Annotated in this window: 16 protein-coding genes and 1 pseudogene; 10 read left to right on the top strand and 7 right to left on the bottom strand. The window is 47.0% G+C overall.

The annotated features are described in order from the left end of the window. The first annotated feature begins 2 nt into the window (after positions 1–2). The 5 genes from nrfD to AC6H3C_RS05155 are packed head-to-tail and all read left to right on the top strand — an operon-like array spanning position 3 to position 4,179. Positions 3–1,373 (top strand): NrfD/PsrC family molybdoenzyme membrane anchor subunit, encoded by a 1,371-nt coding sequence (gene nrfD / locus AC6H3C_RS05175; protein WP_497519612.1) that lies wholly within the window; start codon positions 3–5, stop codon positions 1,371–1,373. Then, positions 1,366–1,884, top strand: a complete 519-nt coding sequence (locus AC6H3C_RS05170) for a DUF3341 domain-containing protein (RefSeq protein WP_497519611.1) — start codon at positions 1,366–1,368, stop codon at positions 1,882–1,884. Before nrfD ends, AC6H3C_RS05170 begins: the two co-directional genes overlap by 8 nt. Positions 1,885–1,890: 6 nt before the next feature. Next, the gene (locus tag AC6H3C_RS05165) at positions 1,891–3,069 is read left to right on the top strand and encodes a quinol:cytochrome C oxidoreductase (protein WP_497519610.1); all 1,179 of its coding nucleotides are present in this window, start codon (positions 1,891–1,893) and stop codon (positions 3,067–3,069) included. A gap of 58 nt (positions 3,070–3,127) precedes the next feature. Continuing rightward, entirely contained in the window at positions 3,128–3,685 is a 558-nt protein-coding gene (locus tag AC6H3C_RS05160; RefSeq protein WP_497519609.1) for a c-type cytochrome, read from the top strand. A 20-nt stretch (positions 3,686–3,705) separates the two neighbouring features. Beyond that, a complete protein-coding gene (locus tag AC6H3C_RS05155) occupies positions 3,706–4,179 on the top strand; it encodes an FKBP-type peptidyl-prolyl cis-trans isomerase (protein WP_497519608.1) in 474 nt (157 codons plus the stop codon). Positions 4,180–4,305: 126 nt separating this feature from the next. On the opposite strand, the gene AC6H3C_RS05150 is transcribed toward AC6H3C_RS05155, so the two are convergent. Beyond that, positions 4,306–4,680: a carboxypeptidase-like regulatory domain-containing protein gene (locus tag AC6H3C_RS05150; protein ID WP_497519607.1), complete on the bottom strand. Its 375-nt coding sequence runs from the start codon at positions 4,678–4,680 to the stop codon at positions 4,306–4,308. A gap of 277 nt (positions 4,681–4,957) precedes the next feature. Here AC6H3C_RS05150 and AC6H3C_RS05145 point away from each other — a divergent pair, with 277 nt between their 5' ends. Further along, positions 4,958–7,537, top strand: coding sequence for a T9SS type A sorting domain-containing protein (locus tag AC6H3C_RS05145; RefSeq protein ID WP_497519606.1), 2,580 nt, complete (start codon positions 4,958–4,960; stop codon positions 7,535–7,537). 24 nt (positions 7,538–7,561) lie between these two features. On the opposite strand, the gene AC6H3C_RS05140 is transcribed toward AC6H3C_RS05145, so the two are convergent. Together AC6H3C_RS05140 and AC6H3C_RS05135 are read right to left on the bottom strand one after the other, a co-directional pair. Next, the gene (locus tag AC6H3C_RS05140; protein WP_497519605.1) at positions 7,562–8,104 is read right to left on the bottom strand and encodes a hydrolase; all 543 of its coding nucleotides are present in this window, start codon (positions 8,102–8,104) and stop codon (positions 7,562–7,564) included. Between the two features lie 67 nt (positions 8,105–8,171). Then, positions 8,172–8,783, bottom strand: coding sequence for an SIS domain-containing protein (locus AC6H3C_RS05135; RefSeq protein WP_497519604.1), 612 nt, complete (start codon positions 8,781–8,783; stop codon positions 8,172–8,174). Between the two features lie 272 nt (positions 8,784–9,055). On the opposite strand from AC6H3C_RS05135, the gene sucC reads away from it, so the two are divergent. Then, positions 9,056–10,189 carry an ADP-forming succinate--CoA ligase subunit beta gene (gene sucC / locus AC6H3C_RS05130; protein ID WP_497519603.1) on the top strand — a complete coding sequence of 378 codons (1,134 nt, stop codon included), beginning with the start codon at positions 9,056–9,058 and terminating at the stop codon, positions 10,187–10,189. A gap of 41 nt (positions 10,190–10,230) precedes the next feature. Further along, entirely contained in the window at positions 10,231–11,112 is an 882-nt protein-coding gene (gene sucD, locus AC6H3C_RS05125) for a succinate--CoA ligase subunit alpha (RefSeq protein WP_497519602.1), read from the top strand. Positions 11,113–11,354: 242 nt separating this feature from the next. On the opposite strand, the pseudogene AC6H3C_RS05120 reads toward sucD, so the two are convergent. The 4 genes and pseudogenes from AC6H3C_RS05120 to katG form a co-directional block, all read right to left on the bottom strand. Continuing rightward, positions 11,355–11,570 (bottom strand): annotated as a pseudogene (locus tag AC6H3C_RS05120) (DUF4172 domain-containing protein); the annotation flags it as partial. Between the two features lie 118 nt (positions 11,571–11,688). Then, entirely contained in the window at positions 11,689–12,360 is a 672-nt protein-coding gene (locus AC6H3C_RS05115) for an HAD family hydrolase (RefSeq protein WP_497519601.1), read from the bottom strand. A gap of 53 nt (positions 12,361–12,413) precedes the next feature. After that, positions 12,414–12,896 carry a VOC family protein gene (locus tag AC6H3C_RS05110; RefSeq protein ID WP_497519600.1) on the bottom strand — a complete coding sequence of 161 codons (483 nt, stop codon included), beginning with the start codon at positions 12,894–12,896 and terminating at the stop codon, positions 12,414–12,416. 555 nt (positions 12,897–13,451) lie between these two features. Continuing rightward, positions 13,452–15,665 carry a catalase/peroxidase HPI gene (gene katG / locus AC6H3C_RS05105; protein ID WP_497519599.1) on the bottom strand — a complete coding sequence of 738 codons (2,214 nt, stop codon included), beginning with the start codon at positions 15,663–15,665 and terminating at the stop codon, positions 13,452–13,454. Positions 15,666–15,998: 333 nt separating this feature from the next. Here katG and AC6H3C_RS05100 point away from each other — a divergent pair, with 333 nt between their 5' ends. Together AC6H3C_RS05100 and AC6H3C_RS05095 are read left to right on the top strand one after the other, a co-directional pair. Next, positions 15,999–17,684 carry a hypothetical protein gene (locus AC6H3C_RS05100; RefSeq protein ID WP_497519598.1) on the top strand — a complete coding sequence of 562 codons (1,686 nt, stop codon included), beginning with the start codon at positions 15,999–16,001 and terminating at the stop codon, positions 17,682–17,684. 27 nt (positions 17,685–17,711) lie between these two features. Continuing rightward, positions 17,712–18,884 (top strand): radical SAM/SPASM domain-containing protein, encoded by a 1,173-nt coding sequence (locus AC6H3C_RS05095; RefSeq protein ID WP_497519597.1) that lies wholly within the window; start codon positions 17,712–17,714, stop codon positions 18,882–18,884. Positions 18,885–18,921: the final 37 nt, after the last annotated feature.

Genomic DNA, 18,921 nt, shown 5'->3' with positions numbered 1-18,921 from the left:
GAATGTACACATCTCCGCTCAGAGAACCCTTAATCCGGGGAAATAAAAACTACAAACAGGTGACCGATGATATTTTGTCACCCATGGCCGGACAACCTTCCAAATATTGGTATATCGGAATAATACTGGCCGGACTGGCAGCCTTGTTTGGCGCCTGGGCCACTTACCGGACTGTTTTTTACGGGATCGGCGAATGGGGCCTGAACAAAACCATAGGCTGGGGATGGGGAATCACCAATTTTGTCTGGTGGGTCGGTATCGGCCATGCCGGAACTTTTATCTCGGCGATTCTCCTGCTTTTTCGACAAAAATGGCGGACCAGTATCAATCGTTCGGCCGAGGCCATGACCTTAATTGCCGTGATGTGCGCCGGCTTTTTCCCCTTGATTCACATGGGAAGACTGTTGCTGGGTTTTTTCATTTTCCCCTATCCAAACACCCGCGACGTTTGGGTTAACTTTAACTCGCCCTTGTTGTGGGACGTTTTTGCCATCTCTACTTATTTCTTTGTTTCCCTAATTTTTTGGTATGTTGGGCTGATACCCGACCTGGGCACCGTACGCGACCGGGCCAAAACTAAGATAAGGAAAGCCATCTATGGTTTTTTAAGCTTCGGATGGACCGGCTCGGCCAGGCACTGGTCGCGACACGAAACCGTCAGCTTAATCCTCGCCGGCCTCGCTGCACCTTTGGTATTATCAGTTCACACCATCGTGAGTTTCGACTTTGCCACCTCGGTGATACCCGGCTGGCACACCACCATTTTTCCGCCGTATTTTGTTTCGGGAGCGATTTTTTCGGGTTTTGCCATGGTGCTCACCCTGTTAATTGTGGCACGGAAAGCCTTGAACCTGGAAAATTACATCACGGTGAACCACATTGAGTCGATGAACAAAATCATCATCTTAACCGGTTCGATTGTAGGCATTGCTTACCTGACCGAGTTTTTCATTGCCTGGTATTCGGGGGTTGAATTCGAAACTTACGCTTTTTTCAACCGCGCCTTCGGTCCTTATGCCTGGGCTTACTGGATCATGATGACCTGTAATGTGATCACCCCTCAGCTATTCTGGTTCAGAAAGCTAAGACGCAACGTGATCTTCACCTTCGTCATTTCCATTTTTGTGAATATCGGGATGTGGTTCGAACGTTTTGTGATCGTTGTCACTTCTTTGCATCGCGATTTCCTTCCTTCGAGCTGGACCATGTATAAACCAACCATTGTTGAAGTCGGTCTGTATGTCGGTACGCTGGGGCTGTTCTTTACTTTATTTCTGCTGTTTATCCGGGTATTTCCGGTAATTGCCGTATCGGAAATAAAAAGTGTTTTAAAATCTTCGGGCGAAAAACAAAAACTGAACGACCATGAATAAATATATGACGGCTTATTACCTGGATGAGGAAGATTTGTTGAAGGGCATCGGGCAACTAAAGACCAAAGGCTTGCAAATTATTGATGTACTGACCCCCTTCCCTGTCCATGGGCTGGATAAGATGCTCGACATACGGCGGTCGCGCCTGACTCGGGTTGCTTTTTGGGCGGGAGCTATCGGTGCAGTCACCGGATTTGGATTCCAGACCTGGATTTTTACCTCAGCCTATCCGCTCAACTTTGGAGGGAAACCTTTTTTCGCAGTACCTTCATTTATCCCGGTCACCTTTGAAGTAACAGTGCTTTTTGCGGCTTTTGCAATGGTCATTGCCTTTTTGGTCACAAGTAAACTCGGGCCAGGGGCCAAGCCAACGCTTCACGATGAACGAAGCACCGACGACCGGTTTCTGGTCGTGGTAAAAGTGGACCACAACAGCCCCGAAGAACATATCAGAGAAATTGAAACAGCGCTTGCCGAAGCCGGCGCCAAAGGAATCACATTAAAAGCATAACATGCCATGGAGAATCAATCATTCACACTGACCAAAAAATTTTCCACCATCACCCTGGCGATGATCGGGATTGGTATTCTTTCGCTGGCAATCAGTTATTTTACCGGAACCAGTGGCGAACGGATAGCCGCAAATCTGCTGCTGAACACCTACTATTTCCTGGCCATCGGACTGATCGGTTTATTCATTGTGGCGGCGCATACCATTGCCGAATCCGGCTGGCACGCCAGTATTCAGCGTATCGGCGAAGCGATGAGCACTTTTATTCCGGTTGCCGGATTGCTCCTGTTATTGCTTTTTGTGTTTGGCGGAGTACATCTGCTCTACGAATGGACTCACGAAGACCACCTGGATGAAATTTTATTAAAAAAAGTGGCTTATCTGAATGTGCCGTTCTTTTACGGCCGTTTCCTGGTTTATTTTGTCGTCTGGACAGCGCTGGCTTATTTCATCCGGAAAAACTCCGTTCGGTTAGACCTGCACGGCGATTTAAAATACTACCGAAAAATGAGGGTCCTCTCCGCGATTTTTATTGTTGCCCTCGCCGTTACCAGTGTGACTTCGGCCTGGGACTGGCTGATGTCGATCGATGCACACTGGTTTAGTACGCTGTATGGCTGGTATGTTTTTTCAAGTATGCTGGCAAGCGGCACCGCCGTTTTGATTATCATCCTGTTTATCTTGCAACGGATGGGTTACATGAAACACATCAACCGCGAACACATTCACGATCTCGGAAAATACCTGTTTGGCTTCAGCATATTCTGGACTTATCTGTGGTTTTCTCAATACATGCTAATTTGGTATGCCAACATTCCCGAAGAAACCATTTATTTTTACGAAAGGCACAAACATTTCAGCAATGTCTTCTATATCAATCTAATCCTGAATTTTATTATCCCGTTTTTTGCTTTGATGACCCGAAATTCAAAACGCGGTTCGTTGATTCTGTTGCCGGTAGCTGTTGTGGTCTTTATCGGACACTGGCTCGACTTGTACCAATTGATTATGCCGGGAGTCGTTGGCGGCGAAAAAGCGGGAATCGGATTGCCGGAGATCGGTATGACAATCGGATATGCCGGGCTGTTCCTGCTGGTCGTTTTCCGCTCGTTGACGAAAGCTCCGCTGGTACCTGCCAAGCATCCCTTTTATAAAGAAAGTCTTGAATACCATACGCAGTATTAAGAGGTTAGATATTAAATGTCAGACATTGGTTGTTGAACTAACTTTGAAATTTTTAGAAATGAAACGATACTTGTTTATCCTTTTGGCGATTTTAGCAGCGGCTTGTACCAAAAATAAGAACCGCCCCGGTTATACCTATTTCCCCGACATGGCCTACTCGCCTGCTTATAAAACCTACTCCGAAAATCCTGTTTTCGAAGACGGGAGTACCATGCGCCTGCCGGCTGAAGGGACGATTCCCCGGGGATTCAAACCCTATCCGTACGAAGCAGGCTCGCTGGAAGAACAGGAAAGGGCCGGAAAAGAGATCGGGAACCCGCTTGAACTGACACCCGAAGTTTTGACCGAGGGAAAAAGGCAGTACGAAATATTTTGCATGAACTGTCATGGGGAGACGGGCGATGGAAACGGGCATTTGTTTACCAGCCGAATGTTTCTGGCCAAACCACGTTCGTTGGTTGATGATTACCTGAAAGAAAAACCCGACGGCGAAATTTATCATGTCATCACTCTCGGATCGGCTTCCCGGCTAATGGGTCCGCATGGCGGACAAATTGCCCCCGAGAACCGGTGGAAGATTGTTCATTACGTAAGAGAATTGGCAAAAAACAACTAACCCCTTTCTATTTTTAACCCTTGAAAATCAGAAGAAATACCATAGCACGCGTTCAGTATACCGTTGCCAATGCAGCAAACGGAATGATTTTACAGGATGTTTCGGGTGAACAACTGCAAGAGTTCCTCTTTGGATACCAGTTGCTCCTGGATATCTTTGAACGTAAGCTGCTGGGGTTGTCGCCGGGCGATTCGTTCCATTTTCATGCCACACGCGATGAAGCCTACGGCCCGGTCGATCCCAAAGCTATTGTGGATTTGCCGGTATCAACTTTCGCCGAAGAAGACGGCCGCATTGATGATGAGGTTGTGCAGGTTGGAAACGTCTTTCCAATGGGCGACCGGCAGGGTAATCAGCTTTACGGCAAAATCATCCGGATAGAACATGATCAGGTTACGATGGATTTCAACCATCCCATGGCCGGAAAAGACCTCGTGTTTTCAGGAAAAATTATCTCGGTCAGGGAAGCTCTTCCCGAAGAACTACCGGAATAAGCAAAGTCGTGAAGATCCGGGAATCGCCGGCAAATCATACAATCATCTCTTTTGTACAAAATCAGCTACACGCTGAAAGTAAGGGAGAGAGATCAAAATTCACGGTATGCCCAAGCCTTATGTCGATCACCTGATCTTTTTTCGCTGATTGATGGTGACGACTTTCATGTCCTTTTCATTCTCCAGAAGTTCAATGATCAGTGGTTCCGAAAGATCCTCTACCTGATTCAAATTAACGGTCAGGGTTTGATACCCGTCAAAACTAATGACCAGCTCTTTATTCGTGTCAGGTAAGTTCCACATTCTGAATTCGCCGTCGATATTGGTAATGGTTCCGATACTGCGGCTGTCATCGGCATATAAAACGCATACGCCGGAAAGCGGTTTTAACGTTTCTTTATCAATTACTTTCCCGCTGATATTTTTTGTCACGGCCTTGCCTGCCAAGGTTGGTGTAAATGGGAAAAGTAATAAACTTAAAAAAAGGATGATAACCCTCATAGCTGTTCTGTTTTCTATCATGATAGACAGCTGATACCGAAAAATAGTTGCGTTTTCCATGTTAAATAATTGTTAGCAAGAAGGACGATCGCAATATTTTTGTACCATTGCAAAAATTGGTAGCTTGTCATCTTTTTTTGCTGCTCAATTGTTTTTTTTAGAAGTAATCCGGACAGACTCTTTTTCTATCCACGAAATGATTTCGAAACGAGGGAAAAACCGGGGAGTCACCCTAAATTTATTCCGGGCTTTATCCGGAAGAAGAAGGTTATAATGTATGAGAAAATTAGAAACGTTTAGCGTTATTCATAAGATATCTGTTTTTTACATGCTGCTTTTGCTGATGAGCGGGAACGCAATGGGACAAATTTCGGACGGGAGCCTGCCTGCCAGTTTCCGGTTCACGACAAAATCGGCCAAAGCCATCCCTTTCAGTGTGTTGGATTCGGTGAGAGCGGATTTTTACCTCGAAGAAGATGTCCGGTTGGGTATTTCGAACAGGTACGGGATTGCACACGAATTGGAAATCGATATCCGGGAGCAAGGAGTAAAAACAGGACTTCAGTTGGTGACTGCCTGGCAATATGAAATTAGTTGCCCGGGCGCCCGGTCGCTGGGCATATTTTTCAAAACGTTTGACTTGCCCGAAGGGGCCGGAGTCTACGTGTATAATTCCGATCGCAGCCAACTGATGGGGGCATTTACCCGCGCCAATCATCAGGACGGCAATCATCTGGCGCTGGCCGAATTTCAGGGAAACAGCCTGGTGATCGAATACAACGAACCCAACAACACGGCTTATACCGGCGGCTTGGTAATCGGTTCGGTATCAACGGCATACCGCGATGTGCAGGCATCCTTGAATTCGAGGATTCAAATTAATTGTCCCGAAGGGGCCGACTGGCAAACCGAGAAACAGTCGGTTTGTTTAATGACCTTCCGTGATAATGGATATTCCTATTATTGCTCCGGTGCTCTGGTCAATAACGTGCGTAAAGACGGAACACCCTATTTTCTCACAGCCAATCATTGTATTTCGTCCCAAAGCTCGGCAAACACGCTGGTCACCTATTTTAATTACGAGACCTCTACCTGCACCGGCAACGACGGTTCAAAGTTTCAGACACTCTCAGGTTCCAGCCTGGTGAGCACCAATACGGCTTCCGATTTTACCCTGCTGCGACTTTCAGAATATCCACCCGAATCGTATCATCCGTACCTGGGCGGCTGGAATGCGGGCGGGAATACAGCCGCCTCGGGTACCTGTATCCATCACCCCCAGGGAAGCACCAAATGTATTGCATTGGATTACAGTTCTCCGGTTAGCTACAACTACACCGTACGCTGGGACGACAACTCCATATCACAACCGCATACCCATTGGGAAGTGAAATATGATGCCGGGGTCGACGAAGGCGGTTCGTCGGGCGCCCCGCTGTTTGACGAAAACAAACGCATCATCGGTCAGCTTCACGGCGGCGATGATAACGGCTCTTTATTTGGCAAATTTTCTGTTTCGTGGAACAACAGCGCGACCACGACCATGCAATTGAAGGCCTGGTTAGACCCCGACAATACCGGAACACTTCAGCTCGACGGCTGGAACTATTACAGTGTTCCTGATGCCGGTTTTACGGCCGATGTGTCGGTTGCCTGTTTAAATACGCCGGTATACCTGACCGACGGAACAAAAAATAATCCAACCGGCTGGGAATGGCAGATACAGCCGGCAACCTTTGAGTTTATTGAAGGAACAACGAAAAATTCGCAGCATCCGGTAGTTCGTTTTACCGAAGAAGGGCTTTACAGCATTTCGCTGCTTGCCTCAAATAACAATGGTTCTGATTTCGTTTCCTACGAAAACCTGGTGCAGGCATACCAAACCTTACCGGTTGCCTTTTCAGGGCTCTCAGGCGAGTTGTTTTTATGCGGTCACGAACTGAAAAACTATGAGTTCGTTGCCGAAGGCGCTTCTTTTTTTGAATTTGAAGTGAGTGCCGAAGATCATTTTACGATTGAGATCACCGGCCATATCTTAAGCCTGACGCTGAAAGATGAAGTCAGGCCCTATGGCCCATTTGATACTTATGTGACCGTTACCGGGAGTCATGGCGATTGTTCCGAGACCACTGCTGTTTTGCTCCATGTCAACATGCCGGTTAATGATGATGTGGCACATGCCGTCACGCTGTATCCGGGGCGAAACGCAGGTTTCTCAAACGAATGCGGAACGGTTGAAGATAAAGAGCCTGCTCCCGCAACATCGGGTTGTCTGGTCGAAAACAACTGGTGCCCTCCAACAGGCATCAAGGCGCTCGATAATTCCGTTTGGTTCACCTTTCAGGGGCTGTCGAGTGGTTTGGTAACTATCGAAACGGAAGGTTTCGACAGCCAGATTGCCGTTTACGAAGCCTCATCGGCAGCCGATCTGTTATCCGGGAAAACCTCTGATTACCTGTTCATGGCTGCAAGTGATCATTCGTTGAGCGGAGGGAACGCTGCCGCCATTGAAAACTTGCGGGTTAACCCCGCGAAAAGGTATTACCTTCAGGTTGACGGACATAACGGCGATTATGGCGACCTGGTGATTAAGCTGCTCAGCAATTCCATTGAGGTTTACCCCAATCCGTCGCGGGGTATTTTTCACCTGACTGTTGCCAGTATGGAAGGAGGTCAGGCCGAACTGGCTGTTTATTCGTTTACCGGCCAACAGCTATTTACCAAGACTGCTTCGTTTTCTCACGAATCGAACCGCATTGATCTGGACCTAAGCGGGCATCCGGCCGGAATGTACTTTCTCCGGGCCCATATCAACGGGGTATTTATCTCAAAAAAGCTGGTGTTAGTTGCTCAGTAACCTGGCCCAAAACCAACGAGCTCCCTATTTCACCAGTTTTGAAATGGCTTTGAACTCGGCAGCAGCTGACGAACGGGTCAATTCAAATAAAACGGACTCATACGAAGTCATCAGAATGCCTTCGTAGCGAAATCGTTCCGCGGCCAGATCCACGTTATCCATCGAGCGTGATGAAACGCAATCGAGCACGACAACAGGCACATAGCCGGCATCTTTCAGGTCGATGGCTGTTTGCAAAACGCATACATGGCTTTCAATCCCGCAGATAATGACCTGTTTAGCGTCTTTTGCCTTCAGCCTGTCAACAACCGTAGCTTCGTCGCAACAACTGAACGCGCTTTTTTCAATGGGGTCAAAATCGCTAATGATTGAACGAATCGGCTCAACCGTCTCCCCTAAACCTTTGGTATATTGCTGAGTAACAATCAGCGGAATGCCTAACAACTGCAAGCCTTCAACCAGTATTTTACAGTTACTGATTAAATATTCCTGCTCTGCCATTGCCGGGAGCAGGCGCTCCTGAATGTCAATGACCAATCCTACCGTATTTTCCCGTGTAATGCGCATAATCTGTTTTCTTGATTTTTCTCATGTATTATATGAACCTGTCCCTCAATCCTTTCAATCCCCTTCCTCATCCTTTCAGCCGCGACTGGCTGCGCGATTTATCGCCCAGGTAACCACCGTGGTGACGTTTGGCATATTCCTCGTTGGAAAAACCAATCCGTCTCATCATTAACACCACCAAAACGTCGCCAATCACGGTCATCGTGGTGGTCGATGTGCTTGGCGTAAGACCAAGGATACAGACTTCGGCCGGGTTTCCGGTGAATAAGGTAACGTCGGCCAATCGAGCCAGTTCCCCCTCGGGGTTCCCGGTGATCACAATAATGGGTAAATCTTTATACAGGTTATCGGCCAAATCGACCAACTCAAGGATTTCCCGGGTTTTGCCCGAGTTGGAAATTAAAAGCAAAATATCGTTGGGCTGAATAACTCCCAAATCACCGTGCTGGGCATCGCTGGGGTGTAAAAAAACAGCCGGCGTTCCGGTTGAGCTAAAGGTGGTGGCAATATTCAGGGCAATCTGTCCCGCTTTGCCCATCCCGCTGGCAACCAGCTTCCCGTTTAGCTTATGAACACGTTTTTCAATCAGGTTAACGGCCTTCTCAAAATCACCCGAAACAGGGATGTTAAGAATGGCTTCAGCTTCGTGTTTAATTAGTTTCTGAACTTCCTCAATCATGTTTTACGGATTAGAAATTTGTGCAAAACTACTCCATTTTTTAGGGATTTCAAGCATTTTACCAATTTATACCAGGGCCGGTATTAAACTTCACAACTACGAATTTATCATGTCCACTCTTTATTGAACTATTGTACAAACAATTCGGGAAGACGGTTGTTGATATGTTTTAAAATAGGCCGAAAAGACGAGATGAATATTTCTATTTATCTGCATGTTTTAATACTTTTAACAGGTAAGGATACTAACCTTTAATCTAATTATTTTTAATTATGAAGATACATGAATACCAAGCCAGAGAAATCTTCAAAAAATATGGCCTTCCCGTACCGAAACACGTACTCTGCCACTCAGTAGGGGAAGTAAAAGAGGCAGTAAAAAACCTGGATCGCCTGGTTGTGATTAAAGCGCAGGTATTAGCCGGAGGGCGCGGAAAAGCGGGCGGTGTTAAGTTGGCCCGAACCGAAGAGGCTGCCGTTCAGGCCGCTGAACAAATCCTGGGAATGGATATCAAGGGCTACACCGTGGAGAAGGTGATTGTTGCCGATGCGGTTGATATTGAAAAAGAATACTACGTGGGGCTGATTAACGACCGGAACTCGAAATCGGTAACCCTGATGGTCAGCGCCGAGGGCGGAGTAGAAATTGAGGAAGTGGCTAGAACCAGTCCGGAACTCATCCACAAGTTTTCTATTAACCCGCTGACCGGCTTACTGGATTTTCAGGCCCGGAACATCGCCCTCAAATTGTTCGGCGATGCCAAACTGGCCCGGAAAGCAGCCGATATGTTCAGCAAGCTGTACAAGCTGTTTATCGAAACCGACTCGACCCTGGCCGAAATTAACCCGATGGTGCTAACTCCTGATGGGCAAATTCTGGCCATCGACGGGAAGATGAATTTTGATGACAACGCCCTGTACCGTCAGCCGGAAATCCTGGCCATGCGCGAAGCGGATGAAGATGAACTGAAAGAAATTGACGCCAAAGAGAAAGGACTGTCTTACATCAAGTTAGACGGAAACATCGGCTGTATGGTGAATGGAGCCGGATTGGCCATGGCCACGATGGATATGATCAAACTGTATGGCGGAAACCCGGCAAATTTTCTGGATATCGGAGGCAGTTCGAACCCGCAAAAAGTGGTGGATGCCATGAACATCCTGCTGGCCGATAAAAACGTTCAATCGGTGATGATTAATATTTTCGGAGGAATTACCCGCTGCGACGATGTGGCCCGCGGTTTAATTGAAGCGCTGAACCAGATTCGGACCGACATCCCCATTGTGGTGCGCTTAAGTGGAACCAATGCCGAAGAAGGCCTTGCTTTGCTCAGCCAGACCGGCTTGCCAACCGTGAGTACAATGAGCGAAGCTGCCCAGAAAGCCATTGAACTCAGTAAACGTTAACCCGGGCACAATCATCAATCATCATTTATAATTACAAAGTTATGAGCATTCTCGTAAATAAAGATACCAAACTGCTGGTGCAGGGAATTACCGGCCGCGACGGCCAGTTTCATGCCAAACGGATGAAAGAATACGGTACGCGGGTCGTTGCCGGAACATCGCCGGGTAAAGGCGGCGAGCACATTCTTGGCATCCCTGTTTTCAATACGGTTGAAGAAGCGGTACAGGCTACCGGGGCCAATGTTTCCATTATTTTTGTGCCGGCCCCTTTCGCCGCCGATGCCATTCTGGAAGCTTCGTATGCCGGAGTCGGGCTGGTGGTGGCCATTTCCGAAGGAGTACCCATCCTGGATATGATCCGGATAACACCCATCCTGAAACAAAACGGCACCCGGCTGATTGGCCCCAACTGCCCGGGTTTGATTACCCCGGACGAGGCCCTGATCGGCATTTTGCCGGGTATGATTTTCAAAAAGGGAAACATCGGCCTGATGTCGCGCAGCGGCACACTGACCTACGAAGTAGTGAATATGCTCAGCCTGAACGGTATGGGACAAAGCACCGTGGTTGGAATTGGCGGCGACCCGGTGGCCGGACTCTATTACCTCGATTTACTGGAGATGTATGAAAACGACCCCGAAACCGAGGCCATTGTACTAATCGGAGAGATTGGCGGCGACGCCGAAGAACAGGCCGCCGACTACATTGCCAAACATGTGAGCAAACCGGTTGTCTCGTTTATTGCCGGACAAACAGCGCCCCCGGGCAAACGGATGGGCCATGCCGGAGCCATTATCTCCAGCGGGTCGGGTACAGCCGAGGAAAAAATCAAAGCTTTTACCAACGCCGGTGTTCCGGTAGCCAAAGAACCCTCAGAAATACCCCGTTTGTTAAAAGAAAAACTGGCAAAAACGACTGTTTAACCAGATTGAACATACACCGGGTATTCCGGATATGAAAAAATCCTGCCCAATGGCGGGATTTTTTTTTCAGATGCCGTTCAACCTGAACGTCCTGATCCCGACGGGTGTAGTTCAACCGGGAATCATTTCTATTCTTTATTTTCTATCAGTTGTTTCAATTCCTCTTTACTCGGTTAGGGAATGCGGAGCGATTATCTAGCAAGATACACTGCGCTTGATACGAGCCACAACCCGTGAATAACCTACTGTCCCGGCAATTTTCTATTATAGCCAGTGGCATCGAGCATCATTTCTACCACTGCTTCGATGTGGCGGTTGCTCGGCACGAGTCCTGCTGTGTTGATACCCAAACGCCTTGCAATCGACGAACGTACTTGTTCATAATTGAGCCATTCGCCTTCTATGTCTGATGATTTTACTACGTCTAAGGTTAAGGCGGTAAGTGTGGCTTCTTCTTTAGCAGAAAAACTATCATGCGGCGATTAGTGTGTTTTTCCACCGCGAGAGCATAAGGTGTCATACCTTTAAATTTTGGCACAATGCTCCTGCCATTAGCTATACCGCGTGTTTCGTATTTTATTTTTCCATACAAGAACAAGTCAGAAGATTTCGGTCAAATTCGTCAAAATGTTCTATTATCGGAAATTTGAATTCTGAATAATTCTCTTTTGTGGAGTTTACAATGATAACATTTGCCACATTGCAATTAATGGCCGCTTGAATGCCGGAAAAAGAATCCTCAAAGATAATTGATTCCGAATTGGTTACACCCAATTTGCAGATTGCCTTCTCAAATATGTCGGGATGAGGTTTCCCTTTTATTTTTCCATCATTGTAGATAATATGCTCCTCAGCGAAATAATCAAGTAAGTTTAATTTATTGATAAAGAAATCCACATTTGTTTTTCCTGAGGCTGTTGCAATTGCAATTGGTATTTCTTGTGCTTTCAAATAATTTAAAAGTTTTATAGCTCCAGGTGCAAGTTTCATTTCGTGTTTAAGACATTCAGCTCTATAAATACGTTCTTTTTCTTCGGTATATTGTTCAACTTCCAAATCATCTAATTTTCGGTTAAATAAAAACTCAAGTGTATCTTTCCCGTTTCTTCCATGTATATATTCTTTTTTTTGAGCCATTGTCAGGTTAATATTATGGCTCTCTAAATATTTATCCCACGAGATTTCCTGATATTCAGAATCCCAAAATAACGTTCCATTAAAATCAAAAATTACGCCTCCGTTTTTCATAATCCTTTTTTGTTAAAAATCGTTATATCCTCTCCAGTGTTTTGATTGGTATATCATTTATTTCTATCTACGTTTTTCATTGTCCGATGGTCTTTCCAGTTTTGTATTTCAATTATATTTCCATCAATATCCTTCGCATAAACAAAAGTTAAATACCCGGCATTGCTGACTTCTGTTTCAACGACTTCTCCTAATTGCGTCCCACCGTTTTGAATAAGACTGTTTAGTGTTTCCTGCACATCGTCCACTTTAAATGCCATGTGCCCCAATCCTTTTCTATTTGTAAATCCTTCCAGATTGTCAAGGTTGTTGTCATATTGGAATATTTCAAGTGTTGGTAAGTTGTTTTCATAACCAGGTAGCGCCAAATGAATACCAACTAAATGAGCATTTTCAACATTCGTAGCTTTGTCAAGCCAGTTGCCTTTTAAATCTCGTTCAGGTAAAAGTGGCTTGCAGTCAAATACGTTTATGTAAAAGTCTGCAAGTTTTTTCCAGTCGTTTGTAATAATGTTCGTATGAGCAAATTTTATCATAATTGACTTTTTTTGAGAACGTAAGAATTTATTTATCTATGTAACAGAATTCTTTATATCAATTGCCTCAAATCAAACAACCTGGCCGGAATTTTCCGGTTTCGTCCTCCTCCAAATTACAAAACCTGACGTAATAAATTTTACTGCGCGGCTAATTTGGAATCAATTTAAAAAACAAACGGTTAACCCTAATCGGGTGCGACGGTTTCCGAACCGGCAGTTCATGAATGCCTGTCAGAGTGTAAATTGGCAGCAACGGGAGAATCTTTCGGAATAACCGGATAATACGATTGTATTTCCCGCAAAACACAAACGCATTTTCCGCATAATACAAATGAGTTTCCCGGATAATTGGATCTGGCGCCACACTCCCTCCGCCTGGGCTGCATATGCAACAGATGCAGAAACAAGTTCAGCAAAACGGACCCCCCGGGCAATTAAACCTTAATCGGAAGAGGTCTCAACCCTGGTTCTGACAAAAAAAGGTTGCCCTTTTCAGACAACCTTTTGCTTAGATCCTATTTTTTCAGCTTTGCCGCTGTTAATGGCGATTGGTCAGGCCAGATCGAAACGATCCAGGTTCATCACTTTGTCCCAGGCAGCTACAAAGTCCCTGACAAACTTCTGCCCGGCATCAGCGCTTCCATAAACTTCGGCAAGCGCCCTGAGCTCGGAGTTCGATCCAAAGATCAGATCGACCCGGGTTCCTGTCCACTTCACGGCTCCTGTCGTCCGATCACGGCCTTCAAATACCTCATTTGACTCCGAAACCGGTACCCAAACGGTGCCCATATCGAGCAGGTTGACAAAGAAATCGTTGGTCAGCGTTTCCGGGCGATTGGTGAAGAGCCCAAGTTCCGAATGGTCCCAGTTGGCATTCAGCGCCCGCAACCCGCCAACCAGTACGGTCATTTCAGGAGCCGTAAGGGTAAGCAGTTGTGCTTTGTCAACCAGCAACTCTTCGGTTGAAACCGTGTATTTCTTCTTCAAATAGTTTCTGAACCCATCGGCGGCAGGTTCCAATACGGCAAACGATTCAACATCCGTTTGCTCCTGCGATGCATCCATACGCCCGGGGGTAAAGGGAACGTTGACAACAAAACCTGCATCTTTTGCCGCTTTTTCAACACCGGCGCAACCTGCCAATACAATCAGGTCGGCCAAAGAAACTTTTTTACCGCCGGTTTGGGCGCGGTTGAATTCGTTTTTAATCCCCTCAAGGATACCCAGCGTATTTTTTAGTTGGGCCGGACTGTTTACTTCCCAATCTTTCTGAGGAGCAAGACGAATACGGGCGCCGTTGGCGCCTCCTCGTTTGTCGGAACCACGGAATGTGGATGCCGATGCCCAGGCAACCGACACGAGTTGCGCTACCGGCAAACCAGAGCTTAATACCTTCGCTTTTAGCGTTGCAATATCTTTTTCATCAATGAGTTCATGGTCTACAGCAGGTATGGGATCTTGCCAAATCAACTCTTCCGCAGGAACTTCAGGACCCAAATAACGGGCTTTTGGTCCCATATCCCGGTGAGTAAGCTTAAACCAGGCCCGGGCGAAAGCATCCGCGAACTGATCCGGATTTTCCATAAAGCGCCTTGATATTTTTTCGTAAGCCGGGTCGAACCGCAGGGCCAAATCGGTAGTCAGCATGGCCGGCGCACGACGCTTCGACTTATCGTGGGCATCAGGCACTGTGCCCGCACCCGAACCATGTTTTGGCTGCCACTGATGCGCCCCCGCCGGGCTCTTGGTGAGTTCCCATTCATAGCCAAACAGATTCCAAAAGAAGTTGTTGCTCCACTTCGTGGGGGTGGTGGTCCAGGTCACCTCCAGGCCGCTGGTAATTGCGTCGCCTCCTTTTCCTGTCCCAAATGTGCTTTTCCAGCCTAAACCCTGTTCTTCGATGCCGGCAGCTTCGGGTTCAGGTCCAACATGGGCGGCGTCGCCGGCCCCGTGGGTTTTGCCAAAGGTATGGCCACCGGCAATCAGGGCAACGGTTTCTTCGTCGTTCATAGCCATGCGGGCAAAGGTTTCGCGTATATCTTTCGCCGCGGCAATTGGATCGGGGTTTCCTTCAGGTCCTTCCGGATTTACATAGATTAATCCCATCTGCACAGCAGCAAGCGGATTTTCAAGATCGCGTTCACCGGAGTACCGTTCATTGCCTTCCAGCCATTTGCTTTCAGATCCCCAGTACACGTCCTCCTCCGGTTCCCATACGTCTTCGCGACCACCGGCAAAACCAAAGGTTTTAAATCCCATGGATTCCAAGGCAACATTACCTGTAAGGATCATCAGGTCGGCCCACGAAATTTTTCGTCCGTATTTTTGCTTGATCGGCCAGAGCAGCCGACGCGCCTTATCGAGGTTGACATTGTCGGGCCAGCTATTAAGCGGTGCAAACCGTTGCTGACCGGTTCCGCCGCCGCCGCGTCCGTCGCCCGTACGGTAGGTGCCCGCGCTGTGCCAGGCCATACGGATGAAAAGCGGTCCGTAATGCCCAAAATCTGCGGGCCACCAGTCCTGCGAATCGGTCATTAACTGGTGAAGGTCTTTTTTTAACGCTGCCAGATCCAAACTTCTGAATTCTTCAGCGTAATTGAAATCATCGCCCATCGGGTTCGACTTCGAAGAGTGCTGGCGCAAAATATTTAGCTTCAACTGGTTGGGCCACCAATCGCGGTTTTTTGTTCCGCTCGTTCCAACACTGTGCCTGCTTACTGCTCCGGTAACCGGACACTTGCCAACATGTTTATTGTCATCTTCCATTTTCTATAATTTTAGTTAAATATTCAAAATTAAATCTCTAACAACTAGGCGGTTGTATGAATTCTGATTATCCTGTTTAGGCTAAAACAGTACTTTAAGCAGATTGTTCAGGTAACTATAAAAATTTATTGTAACCCGGGCGAATCATATCTACCCGCTTTTCGTAATGTATACTGAATTGGCGATCAAGGTTATCTGCAAAATTTGATTCAAAAATCAAAAAAAGCAGCGTTAATCAGACAACGAAGACGACTAACCGGCTCTTCAACCTTTAATCGGGTTATTATGATTTCTCACGGAGAATTTCTTTTCATCCAAAAATCATTACCGCCCATGAAAAATTCTACTCAGCTCTCTCCAAATGAAAAAATCTCTTTTCGGGTCATCCTGATTCTCCTGTTCATTGGTTTTCTGTCAGGCTGTTTCTACTATAAAGTAACCGAACATGATCGTTTAACTCCGCAAAGTTTGGATGAGCTCAATGCGAAAAACAAATATTTCATTCTTCATCAGGGCGAATTTGCCTGGCAACTGAGCGACCTGAGAATCGAAAAAGACGTTTTAACAGGTATTTCTACTCCCCTTCCCGATGATAAAATAACGCAATTAACGTCGGTCAATCCGAAAGTGAAACGTTATTATAAAAACAAAAAGAAAAACAATTCTGCCATTGTGAATGATGTTCACCTGTATGTGAATGACACTCCCTTTTTTTCCGATACGGCAAAAATTCCTCTTGAGAACATAACGAAAATGGAAATTTTCGATAAGAACAAGGGGGCTACCACGGCTTCGTGGGTTGCCGGAACAATCGGGATCACGGCTGCGCTGGCCGTAATGATTGCCATCATTTCGGAGGATGAAAAAGAAGAACCAACTCCGCCTCCTTCCGACGGTGAATATACGTCGTGCCCCTTTGTTTATACCTTCGACGGCGAAAACTATTCATTCGCGGGAGAAATATACAGCGGCGCTGTTTTCCCGTCTCTGGAACGGCACGACTACCTGTTCATTCCCAATCTGCACGCCGTCGGAAATAATTACTATGTATACCTGTGTAACCAGGCCAAAGAAATTCAGAACACCAACCTGGCTGAATTGTTTGTGTTCGACCACCCGCGAGACACCCGCGTGTTCATCGACAAATACGGCAATCCCTATGTCGCTTCCGACATCAGACAGCCTCTTTCGGCGGTCAACTCAAAAGGCGAATCGCCACTCTCGGAAATTGCAGAAACTGATCAATTGAACTATTATTCCCTGCCCGGTTCAGATAAAAACGAAACGATGGATGAACTGATCGTAAGCTTCAGCGTACCCGAAAACTGCCGGGAAGGAAAACTTATTTTGCGGGCGCGGAACAACATGCTTCTGGACGATTCGTTTGCTGAGTATTTCCACATGTTCGGTCAGAAACTAACGAAATGGCAAAACAAGTTTAACGAAAAACCGGCGGAGGAATTACAAACATGGAGCCTGGAGCAAGGCATTCCTTTATCGGTTTATTTGGAAGAAGACGGAAGATGGCAGTTTGTGGACTATTTTCAGCCACCGGGTCCCATGGCTTTCCGGGATGATCTTCTCACCATTCATTTTTCAGACGCTGAACGTCAGGAAATACGGATAAAGCTGGTCGCCGGCAAACTGTTTTGGGAAATCGACCGGGTGGGCATGGATTTCAGCTCCCAAACAGCCGTCAGTTATTCCGTGATTAAGCCATTCCGGGCTACCGACCAAAACTCAAATGACGTGTTAGGTACGCTTCTCTGCGATGATCACAGCTACCTGAACCAACCGCTGATTGGCGATGAAACTGAACTCATTTTCCAGGTCCCGGATCAGCTTGAAGAGTTGGAACGATCGGTTTTCCTGCACAGCAAAGGCCATTATACCATCCTGGGGAACTCCGACCGGGGCAGGTCGCTGGTTTATCTTTATAAATTCGCCAAACCCGAACGCTTTACCCGGTTGGCCCGCGACCATTATTTTGAAAGACTGGAGGCAACAACGAAACAATAAGAATATTCACTTTATCGGAAAATCAGCATGAACTGGTTTCAAACAGCATACCCCAGGCTCGAATATACAGCCGTCAGGACGGCATTAAGCGCAACGGTTTACGTGCGGGCGCTAAAACATTGCGCCAACCCGGTTAAGGTTTCCCGCGAATTGAAGTTGATGCTGCGACAGTTTAATGTAACTTTTCAGGAAAATGTAGGGATGCGGAAAACAGTCAAATCAAATGGTCGCTATTTTTACCGGCTGCATGTTCCGGGCTGGCCTTCCAAAGCCTACGACCAGTATATCGAAAGCGAACTGGTCCGGATTTTCTCCAGGAATGAAAAACCAATCCGGTTGCAGTTTATCGTCATGGGAATCACCAAACAGTGCCCGCTGCACTGCCGGCACTGTTACGAACGGAACCGCCTAAACCAACCGGAAACCTTGTCGGTGGACGATTTAAAATCCATCATCAGAATCTTCCAGGCAAGGGGTGTGGCCCAGATTCTGATAAGCGGCGGGGAACCGCTGGCCTGTTTGGAAAAAACCCTGGAACTTGTACAAAGCGCCGATGCAAGTTCCGACTTTTGGATATTTACATCAGGCTTCAACCTGACGCTTGAAAATGCCCTGAGGCTGAAAAAGGCCGGGCTGACCGGAATATATGTGAGCCTGGACCACTGGGACGCCGATTTTCATAATGCATTCCGGGGCCATCCATCTGCCTGGAAATGGGCGACAGATGCTGCGCGAAATGTCCGGAAAGCAGGGTTGGTGCTGTGCTTGTCCTTGTGTGCCACCAGCGACTTTATTTCAACCGAAAATCTTTGGAAGTACGCCAGTTTAGCCAAAGAACTGGGCGCCGGATTTATCCAGATACTGGAAGCCCGCAGCGTTGGTCATTTTAAACTAAATGAGGCCCGGTTGACCCCTCTGCAGATCAAAGCCCTGGAAGACTTCCAAATAGAAATAAATACCAATCCCGCATACCGGAGCCTGCCAACAGTGATGTATGCAGGATTTCACCAGCGAAGAGTCGGCTGCTTCGGCGCCGGGCAACGCTTTCTGTATATCGACCCCGACGGAAATCTTCATGCCTGCCCGTTTTGCCAAAACGGGGCTGGTCATTGTTTGGAAGCCCCGATTGAAAAATCGATTGCCCAGCTACAACGTACCGGTTGCCATAAATTTGAGTCCGTACCCCACTCCTATTTCTGAGAATGAGGTACCCAGTGGAAAAATGTAGGTATTACCC

The organism is Gaoshiqia sp. US2 (genome assembly GCF_059705485.1).
The sequence above is the reverse complement of the archived record's forward strand: the minus strand, read 5'-3'. Positions and strand labels throughout refer to the sequence as shown.

Excerpts from the sequence above, each read along its gene's own strand:
- nrfD (WP_497519612.1), top strand. The coding sequence starts at position 3 with ATGTACACATCTCCGCTCAGAGAACCCTTAATCCGGGGAAATAAAAAC.
- AC6H3C_RS05170 (WP_497519611.1), top strand. The coding sequence starts at position 1,366 with ATGAATAAATATATGACGGCTTATTACCTGGATGAGGAAGATTTGTTG.
- AC6H3C_RS05165 (WP_497519610.1), top strand. The coding sequence starts at position 1,891 with ATGGAGAATCAATCATTCACACTGACCAAAAAATTTTCCACCATCACC.
- AC6H3C_RS05160 (WP_497519609.1), top strand. The coding sequence starts at position 3,128 with ATGAAACGATACTTGTTTATCCTTTTGGCGATTTTAGCAGCGGCTTGT.
- AC6H3C_RS05150 (WP_497519607.1), bottom strand. The coding sequence starts at position 4,680 with ATGAGGGTTATCATCCTTTTTTTAAGTTTATTACTTTTCCCATTTACA.
- AC6H3C_RS05145 (WP_497519606.1), top strand. The coding sequence starts at position 4,958 with ATGAGAAAATTAGAAACGTTTAGCGTTATTCATAAGATATCTGTTTTT.
- AC6H3C_RS05140 (WP_497519605.1), bottom strand. The coding sequence starts at position 8,104 with ATGCGCATTACACGGGAAAATACGGTAGGATTGGTCATTGACATTCAG.
- AC6H3C_RS05135 (WP_497519604.1), bottom strand. The coding sequence starts at position 8,783 with ATGATTGAGGAAGTTCAGAAACTAATTAAACACGAAGCTGAAGCCATT.
- sucC (WP_497519603.1), top strand. The coding sequence starts at position 9,056 with ATGAAGATACATGAATACCAAGCCAGAGAAATCTTCAAAAAATATGGC.
- sucD (WP_497519602.1), top strand. The coding sequence starts at position 10,231 with ATGAGCATTCTCGTAAATAAAGATACCAAACTGCTGGTGCAGGGAATT.
- AC6H3C_RS05115 (WP_497519601.1), bottom strand. The coding sequence starts at position 12,360 with ATGAAAAACGGAGGCGTAATTTTTGATTTTAATGGAACGTTATTTTGG.
- AC6H3C_RS05110 (WP_497519600.1), bottom strand. The coding sequence starts at position 12,896 with ATGATAAAATTTGCTCATACGAACATTATTACAAACGACTGGAAAAAA.
- katG (WP_497519599.1), bottom strand. The coding sequence starts at position 15,665 with ATGGAAGATGACAATAAACATGTTGGCAAGTGTCCGGTTACCGGAGCA.
- AC6H3C_RS05100 (WP_497519598.1), top strand. The coding sequence starts at position 15,999 with ATGAAAAATTCTACTCAGCTCTCTCCAAATGAAAAAATCTCTTTTCGG.
- AC6H3C_RS05095 (WP_497519597.1), top strand. The coding sequence starts at position 17,712 with ATGAACTGGTTTCAAACAGCATACCCCAGGCTCGAATATACAGCCGTC.